This window comes from Veronia pacifica, assembly GCF_001707825.1.
GTDB classification, from domain to species: domain Bacteria; phylum Pseudomonadota; class Gammaproteobacteria; order Enterobacterales; family Vibrionaceae; genus Veronia; species Veronia pacifica.
On sequence record NZ_LYBM01000019.1, the window covers coordinates 43279 to 52243 of the forward strand.

The following is an 8965-nucleotide window of genomic DNA, read 5'->3' on the forward strand; positions in this document are numbered from 1 at the left end:
CATTGCGTTTTGCTCAGGTAAAAGAATATTCCCGCTTGGTAACTGGGCTGTCACAAGCACATAACTTCGTGTAACCATCTGTCACTTTGTAATTTTCGACAAATAAATATTGGCGATGAGGGAGGGTATGAGTGGCACTGAGGGAGATGAAAGCAGAAAAGATGAGGACCATGACGACATGCACCATAACGATAAGAACCATAACGAAAAGAGCTGAAAGGTCTGGATGTTGCCACGGCGGTTATCGCTATAAATTGAGGTGCCAAACCACCTCAATCATCATTTTATATCAACTGGTGTTGCGTACGTTTAAGGTGAGGCGGCTTCGGCGACGAGTTCGTCTTCGACGCGCCTGAGAGCGGTTTTCAGCAGACAATACGTTTGCTTAACGGCCTGAATATTTTCTTCTTTTGCTTGTTGTTCAATATGTTGAAGGTATTCGAACACCTCACTAAAACCTAACTGACCGCTGGAGCTTTTGTGTTTATGCGCCGTTTTTTGGATCTGAGTGAACTGCTCCGTCGACATCTGATCTTTTGATATGTACTGCTCAAAGGCGGACACAATAAGCGGTATTTCTGCCAAAAACAGGGCACGATATTTCTTCATCCGCCGCGCATATTTATCGTCATCTTTTATCTTGGATGGTGTGGAAGCAGAATGGGATGAGGTTTGGGTAGACAGGTTTTCCAGTGTTTTAAAAAGCAGTGGGAAGTCGATAGGTTTCGGCAAGTAGATATCGACGCCTGCTTCTTGGCATCGTCGCTCATGATCACTGGTCGAGTGCGCGGATAGCGCAACAATGGGGGCCTGCTGGTGAGTAAGCCCGGCTTTCCCTGTTCTGATATGGTGGGTCGCGGTGAGTCCATCCATTATCGGCATTTCCAAATCGACCAGTATAATATCGAATTGCTCTCGGTTGAGTTGATCAAGCAATGCCTGGCCGTTTTCTACCGTGGTGATGGTGAGCTGTTGTTCAGAAAAAAACAATTGTGCTACCGCGATGTTGGTAGGGTTATCCTCCGCCAATATGATCTTCCGGCCGCGCAGATGGTCCGATATGACGGTCTGCTCATTGTGGTTGCTCGCTTGATAGTCGGGCGGTGGCAATGGAAGCGATAGCGAGAATCTGAATTTGCTACCAAAACCTACATGGCTTTCAATCTCAATATTCCCCTTCATTAATGTGACCAATTCTTTACATATCGCCAGTCCCAAACCACTCCCTTGGTGTTGCTGAGTAACCGGGTTGTGAAGTTGTTTGAAATTCTCGAACAACCTTTTCTGGTCCTCGTTATTTATACCCGGCCCGGTGTCTTGCACGGTAAAGGTAAACGTCCCGGTCTCTGGGTGAGATGACGGCTCCGGTGCTTGGTAACTCACTGTGAGGGTAACACTGCCATGCTTGGTGAATTTGATGCCATTGTTGACGAGATTGATGATGATCTGTCTCACCCTGACTTTGTCAGCATATACCCAGTGGGGGGCAGTATCCGGATAAACAAAATTCAGTGCGATAGCTTTGTTATCAGCATCCGTTTTGAGGGTATCGACGACGCTCTGCATGGCGAGGTGAAGGTCAAAATACACTGGGTGTAAGGTCAGTTTTTTTGATTCAATTTTAGACAGATCCAGCACCTCGTTGACAATAGACAGCAAGTGTCGACTGGATTCATTGATGGTATTGACCGTCTTTTGATGCTCAATTGGCAGATTAACGCGGGTAAGGTGAGAAGACAGGTTAATGATGGCGTTGAGCGGTGTTCGAATTTCATGACTCATGTAAGCAAGAAACTGCGATTTTGCCGCGTTGGCCTGTTGCAACTGCTCAGTTCTCAACGCGACACGTTCTTCCAACTCAGCTTTGGATTGTGACAGTTGTTTGTTGGCAGACACCAAGTTGTCTGTCATACGATTGAAAGCGTGTAGCAATCGAATGGTCTCGCTTTCAGACTTTCTTTGGGCTGATCTTTTGATTGCGCTATCGTCTACCGTTTGGATCCGCAGCAACAAGCGATGAATAGGTTTGACAATAGACTGAGTGATCAGCAGACCGATGATTAACGACATCACAAAAATAATGATTCCGATAATCGTGACTTCTTTCATGATGACGTGCAGTTGAGTACGGAAGGTTTGCGTTGCTCGCGCCGATTCGTCAATGGACGCGATAAAGGCCTGACTGTGTTTCATTTGTCGGTCGGAGTGATACGCTTCCAATTGATCTGAGTAGAGACGTTTGAGTGATTGATAGCGCTCGCCCTCGATAAGGCGAATGGCTGCTGATGCCTTTCCTTGATCAATCAAAGTCAGCGCATCGGTTTCTGCGGCAACCAGTGCCTGATTGGTTTTCTCCAACTGTTCGAAAATGCTTTGTTTGTCGACTTTACCCTGCTCAATCGCTTGTTTGATGGCTGCCGAGAGCTGCGGGGAATAAGTGAGATAGCGCTGTTTCCATTCTTGATTTTCAGTGTAGGCGTAGTTCCTGACGCTTTGTGACAGCACCTCATCATAGAAGCGGATATCTTTAGCGAGCCCGTCCATTTCCGCATGATGTTTAAGGTGTGAAATCCCTCTGGGAATTTCGCGATCAAAGGTATTCAAGACTTGCCGGAGTTCAACCAACCCCCATAAGCCGTTCAATGCGGCAAGAATGGATACAATAGCAAACCCGATAATGAGCTTTAGTTTGATGCTCATGCTGTCTCCCGGCCTCGTATTTTTATGTCTGTTTTTCTTTTTCTATGCCTGTATTAAGCGAGTGAAAGGCGATATCCAGCCCCTCTGACGGTCTCGATATATTTTCCTGCGTCGCCCAGCTTCTTTCTGATTCTCGCGATGCTCATATCGATCGCGCGGTCGGTGATGGGGTAGCCTTCCCCTTTTGCCAAGGTGACAATCTGTTCTCTGGAATAGATGCGGTTGGGGTAAGAAGCGAGTGTGTAGAGAATGTCGAACTCATTTTTTGATAACACAATGCTCTCATCGCTAATTCTCACTGACAGTGTTGATTGGTCCAATTCCCAATCATTTAATACGATGACCTGATCATTGTTCTGGGTCTGCTTACGTCGTAGAACCGCTTTCAATCTCGCCGTCAGCATTTTGGGTTTGTAAGGTTTGGTCAAATAGTCATCGGCGTAGGATTCTAGGCCTAGCACAATATCGAGATCGTCGTCGCGGGCAGACAGGACCACAATCAGAGCATTGGTGGTGATGATGTTTTTTTTAAGCTGTTTAGCAAGGCGGGCACCATCGATATCAGGCAAGCCTAAATCTAATAGGATCAAATCAGGTTCGAAGCGTTGGGCATGTTGCTCAGCCATTTTCCCTGTCGTCGCCAGTTTGACGTCGTAGCCTTCATCTTTGAGCACGTCCACCGTCATTTCCCCGGTAATGGCGTCATCCTCTACCACAAGAATTTTGTGTTTGTGATTCATGCCATACATATCATGTTCCTTATGACGTTCATGTGATGGTGTGTGCGACCTTTTTACAGTGATGCCCTAATGCGTGTTCTATATGCCGCACTATGATAGGAACATCATATTCTCATACATATCAGTGCGTTAAAATTGTAAGTGACTGAGATCTTTTTAACTTGCCCTGTCTTTGGATAATGCCTCGCATTATTGCAGTAACGCACGAGCAAAACCAAAGTAATACCTGTTTTGGTACACATACAGGAGCACTAGATTACTGTCTGCGTCTTCAAGGATGGAGATGATTTGTCGTGGCAATGGGGGATCAAAAGCCTCAGTAGAGGCGAGGCTTTTGTTTAAACAATCATTTCAGCTGACGAAAATCGCCGCACACTCATATTAAGAGCGTGTAGATATTCGACTGTAGTTTGGCAGGCATCCCTTTAATGCCGTTGCCAATAGCACTGCGGCTTCGACACTATCTATGACAGGAATACCAAACCGCTCAGACACCAGTCCCGCCATTCCGGTTAAGCCTCCTGAACCAAGAATAATGGCCTCGGCACCGTCAGAAGAGCAGGCTTGCTCTACGGTGTAATACAGAGTGTCGAGAATCTCGTCAGTTGCGGCTGCCGCCTCAGCAACACCGATACCTGCGGCCCTCACTGTACATTCCTCACAGGCCCTTAGCCTCTTAATGTGTGTTCTTATCCCTGGCACCATGGCCTCGACCGTTGTCACTATACTAAATCGCGAGGCGACTAAACGCGCCATCGCAATGGAGGCGTCAACAGGATTAATGATTGGAGAATCAAGAAATTGTCTGCCGGCATTGACTGCGATATCATCAAAACATGCCATGACATAAGCGTCATAGTCTGGATTTGACCTTAATATTTCTATTGCAGAGGGCTCCGCCAATTCCCGGTCATATTGGCTTTGAATGGAAAACGGGCTTTGAGCCGGATTGATGGCTAATGCATGCCAATCGGAACCTAATACACTGTCGGTTGATTCTTGCACCTGCTTTGTCACGGCAGGGTTAGCGTTCGGATTGACAACCAGTAAGCGGTATTTATTCGATGAGTTGCTCACAGTATTTACCCCGCCGCCAGATTGGGAAGCAACATCGCGATATCAGGGAACAGGATCAGCAGACCCGCGAAAAACACCATGATGATCACAAACGGGATCGCGCCCCAGATGACGTCATTAAAATCACCGCCGTCTTTGCGCACGCCTTGGACAACAAATAAGTTCATCCCAACGGGCGGTGTGATTAGGCCGATTTCGCACATGACGACAATGAAGACGCCAAACCAAATGGGATCAACACCCAGTACGGTGACCATAGGCACGGCGATAGGCACAGTGAGTACCAGCATCGACATCGCATCCATGAACATGCCCAGCACCACGTAGAAGACGACAAGCAACAGCAACAGTGATATCTGACTCAGACCTAAATCTGTGATCCATCGGGTGATCGCCTGTGTGCCGCCAGTCATAGATAACGTCACATTCAGCAAGAGAGCGCAAACAATCACCAGTACTACCATGCCCGTTGTGCGGGCTGATTGGGCAAAGCACAGTTCAAGTAACGACCATTTCAGCCGCCCGCTTCTCCAGACAAAGTAAAGGGCAGCCAACACGCCAAGTGCCGCGCTCTCAGTTGGCGTTGCCAGTCCACCATAGATAGACCCCATAACAATGCCAAAAATGACACCGGGCGGGATTAAATGGCGGAGCAGGGCACGTTTCTCCGCTAGCGGGATCTTTACCTTAACGGTGTTCTTAGCCGCTGTTGGATATGCGAGGGCAACATAGACCATAAAGCAGCCCGTTAGTAATAATCCGGGTAAGACACCCGCCAGAAACAGTTGTCCCACTGAAACATTGGCCAGAGAGCCGTATACCAGCAAATTGACCGATGGCGGAATCAGGATCCCCAAGGTTCCGCCAGCCGCCAATGTGCCCAGTGCAGGCCGAACAGGATACTGACGCTCCTTAAGTGCAGGTAAGGCGATGGTGCCGACCGTTGCTGCGGTGGCGACTGAGGAGCCTGATGTGGCAGAAAATAAGGTGCAGGTAGCAATATTGGTATGGAGTAATCCACCCGGTAATCGATCCAGCCAGACCGCGAAGGCATCGAACATTTTGTCTGCAATACCGCCTCTGAGTAGAAGTTCACCGAGCAACATAAACAGGGGTATTGCGGTCATAACAGGATTGTTCAGAGTCCCCCAGACGACGCCTCCCATGGTTTCAACCAAGGGCATTCCATATGCGAGGTAACCGCCGATACCGCCTACCGCCAAAATCGCCACCGAAACAGGCATTGAGAGAAACATTAAGAACAACATTGCGGCAAAACCCGCGAGTATAACGTCCATACTCATGATCTTTCCTCCAGATCAGAAAGCTCTGCAGCGAGTTCATCTTCCACAGAATCAGGACCAAAGTGGCGCAGTAACCCATCCATGTTTCCCTGAAAAGCAAATAAGGCGGCTTTGGACGCCAGAAAACAGGTAGCGAACGTGAAGGTTAGCATGGCGACAAGCCACGCAATCTGAGGCCAGATCAATGGGGTCATCCAAGGCGTCTGGGCGACAGAACCAAATAGCTGAGTATCCTGAACCGTGCGCCAGGTAAATACAGAGAGATATAATGCCAATCCAGCCAGTAATAGTGCAGCTATCAAGTTGACGCTTGCCCGCAATAGTCTCGGCATTCGCATGTGAAAAAGGTTAATTCGAATATGACTTTGTTCGATGGCGGCAATGGCAAAGCAAAGCGGCGCACAAATCGCAATGGCATAACCTGATAACTCATCGACGCCGCCGAGTGAGTAATTAAATACCTTACGAATGATGGTTTCTAAGGCGATGACAATACATAATGCCATCATCATCAGCCCGAAGATCACGGAACAAATACGCGCGTAGGTTTTCATAGACTACCCCTCTGGATGTGCGGTAACGGGGGCTTAAAGCCCCAGTCTTTTACCGATAGTGTTCATCCAAGCGTCTTCACACCCTTTATTAACGGCGTTACATTGTTTTGCCCAGCCCGGCAGAGAGCTGCCAACTAACGCGTCTGACACTGCTCTCAAGTCACTTTGGCTGACTGGCGCTGCTTCAAGCGCATACGGTTTACCGTGAAGACATGGTGTTTTACCGGTATTGCAGTTCAAAGCATCCTGATAAAGGGCTTCAGAATAGTGCCAAATATCATCAGAGAGTTTGTTCATTGCGTTTTGCAGTTCGCTTTGTTGTGTTGCCGTCAACTTGTTCCAAGTGTTCAAATTAATGACGTAACCATTCATTGCCAGCTGTAGGGCAATCGGCAGAACTGTTGTGGTGACTTCAGGCCAACCCGCAGAATTGGCAGAGGCGGGACCCGTGATGGCACAATCCACAACGCCTTTTGCCAACGACTGTTGAACTTCGCCAAACGGCATGGGCACACCTGTGGCACCGAACTGAGCCACAAATGCTGATGCAGTTTGATCGCCAACCCGCACTTTTAGCCCTTTCAAGGCGTTCAGATTGTCAATTTTGGGTTTGCAGAAAATGACCTGTGGTCCCGCTGGCCAAACACCGAGTACCTTGGCATTGAATCTGCTTTGAACGGCTTTGTCGACAGTCGGGAGGAACGCCGCAACATTGGCTTTTCCTGTTTCATAGTCGGGGTTTAGTCCAACCAAATCGAGCCCAAGCAGGGTGGGTTCGTCCCGGCTTATTTGAGAGCCACGAAACGAGACAATATCGAACAAACCTGTCCGGACGACACGCATTCCGTCGTTATCTGGTATACCTGCAACGTCAACAGGAAGGTATGTGATCTTGGCGTCCAGTCCTGAATGTTTTGCAAACATTTCAAAGAATGGTTGTTCTTTTTTCTGTTGAATCAAACCAGATCCCACAGGCTGTCCAAGCACCCGCAGCGAAACAGATTCTGCTAACACTGAACCAGAAAATAAAGAGACGACTAGGGCCGCCTTGGCAATATATGTTCTTTTCACTGGTTTCCCTCCCAATTAGACCGGGTTTGTTCCCGGCTCAAACAAGTGTTGCGCAAGTGACAGCAATGGCTCTCGCTATTTTCCATCAGTGTCCGCAACCGATCTTTATGAAAACTAATTTTCATAATTATGTAATTTTTACTTTTAATGAAATTTTATTTTCATAAATAGGTGGGCATGAACAGAACTGATGAAATAATAGTCAAAAAGTATTAGTAACGAGACGTCATCTCACTAAGAAATTATGCGTAGTAATCTGCTCAGAAGCGTCATTAGCGGCGAGAGTATCTGGGAGAGTAAGTAATTAAATCGCTGTAAAAATTGAAATAAGCTCTATTTTGATAAAGTCAGGCAGTCAGTGGCGAGATAAAAAATGGCAAATAGACATTGTTCATCATCAACATTGACGATGAAATTCATTTTTCATTGGAAACTGGCGATTACAGTTCATCCAAGGCATCATTGCAGCTTCGATTGCTGCTAACCTCTGCCTTCCTGACTCACCCGCTAAATCAATGGTACGGTTGACCACAAGATTCAGCAGTGCCATTACACTTACATGGCTGAACAAGGGACCGGGAGAATCTGTTGCACAGCGTAAATGCCAGGTTACTTCTTTGTTGAGTGGTAAACTTTCGTCACTTATCAGAGCTAGGCTGGCTCCTGACGAAATTAATCGAGACAATATGTTATCGAACTGAGAGATCCTGCGTCTTAGCCCAAAGAATATGACCAGATCATTACTTTGTATGCCCGCCAGATGTTCCCCCATGGTCTGACCATGATTTGGCAGCGCGACGATATTCTCTATAACCTGTAACAGTTGCCACTGGGTGTAATGTGCTAGTGGCGCGCCAGCTCTGAAGCCAATCACCCACACCTTTCTGGCGCTCAACAACACCTTTGCTAAATCATCGACGGTCTCTTGAGGAATGCTTTCAATCGTTTTGGATACATTCAGTGTGTCGGTGTCGGCATAGGTTAGCGGATCGCGGGGTGCCGTGTCTCTGACTGCAGCCAGAAAGCGTCTTGAGCCATGCGTTTTTTCAAGACGGGCATCGCGGCGCGCTTCTTCGTAAGAGGTGTAACCCAGACGACGGACAAAGCGGCTAACGGTGGCATTAGAAACATCTGCAAGCTTGGCCAGTTCCGAGGCTGAATAGCTGGCCACTTCACCGGGAAAGTCACGAACCAGCTCACCCAGTTTTCGCTCTGCTGGGTGCAAATCAGGTAAGGCATCATGAACCCGAGAAAGAAAAGATGATTCTGGCATAAATGTTTCCGCTTGGTTTGAAATCTATTGTTATGGTAATGGTCAATGTCCCTCTTAGCTAGAGCAGACGACGGAGTGAATTGCTTTTTAGATAAATACATCACTGAATGTTCGCTAATAACGCCTGTGATATCGGTGATTCACCAAACCTGATGCTGCGGTTTTTTTATACATTGTTTTGCTGTACGACTACTATGCTTTTTCTCCGAGTTCGGCGTTGAAACACGAGAGAGTAATATTTTGGAA

The 8965-nt window shown here is 47.5% G+C and carries 7 protein-coding genes; all 7 read right to left on the minus strand.

Annotated features, from left to right (window positions below):
- Positions 1 to 309: 309 nt before the first annotated feature.
- The gene (locus A8L45_RS11645) at positions 310 to 2700 is read right to left on the minus strand and encodes an ATP-binding protein (RefSeq protein WP_068902430.1); all 2391 of its coding nucleotides are present in this window, start codon (positions 2698 to 2700) and stop codon (positions 310 to 312) included.
- Between the two features lie 53 nt (positions 2701 to 2753).
- The gene (locus A8L45_RS11650) at positions 2754 to 3449 is read right to left on the minus strand and encodes a response regulator transcription factor (RefSeq protein WP_083228311.1); all 696 of its coding nucleotides are present in this window, start codon (positions 3447 to 3449) and stop codon (positions 2754 to 2756) included.
- Between the two features lie 372 nt (positions 3450 to 3821).
- Positions 3822 to 4517 (minus strand): aspartate/glutamate racemase family protein, encoded by a 696-nt coding sequence (locus A8L45_RS11655; RefSeq protein ID WP_068902431.1) that lies wholly within the window; start codon positions 4515 to 4517, stop codon positions 3822 to 3824.
- 5 nt (positions 4518 to 4522) lie between these two features.
- The gene (locus A8L45_RS11660; RefSeq protein ID WP_068902432.1) at positions 4523 to 5821 is read right to left on the minus strand and encodes a TRAP transporter large permease; all 1299 of its coding nucleotides are present in this window, start codon (positions 5819 to 5821) and stop codon (positions 4523 to 4525) included.
- Positions 5818 to 6375, minus strand: a complete 558-nt coding sequence (locus A8L45_RS11665; protein ID WP_068902433.1) for a TRAP transporter small permease subunit — start codon at positions 6373 to 6375, stop codon at positions 5818 to 5820. Before A8L45_RS11665 ends, A8L45_RS11660 begins: the two co-directional genes overlap by 4 nt.
- A gap of 33 nt (positions 6376 to 6408) precedes the next feature.
- The gene (locus tag A8L45_RS11670) at positions 6409 to 7446 is read right to left on the minus strand and encodes a TRAP transporter substrate-binding protein (RefSeq protein ID WP_068902434.1); all 1038 of its coding nucleotides are present in this window, start codon (positions 7444 to 7446) and stop codon (positions 6409 to 6411) included.
- Positions 7447 to 7843: 397 nt separating this feature from the next.
- Entirely contained in the window at positions 7844 to 8719 is an 876-nt protein-coding gene (locus tag A8L45_RS11675) for a MurR/RpiR family transcriptional regulator (RefSeq protein WP_139122364.1), read from the minus strand.
- Positions 8720 to 8965 lie beyond the last annotated feature (246 nt).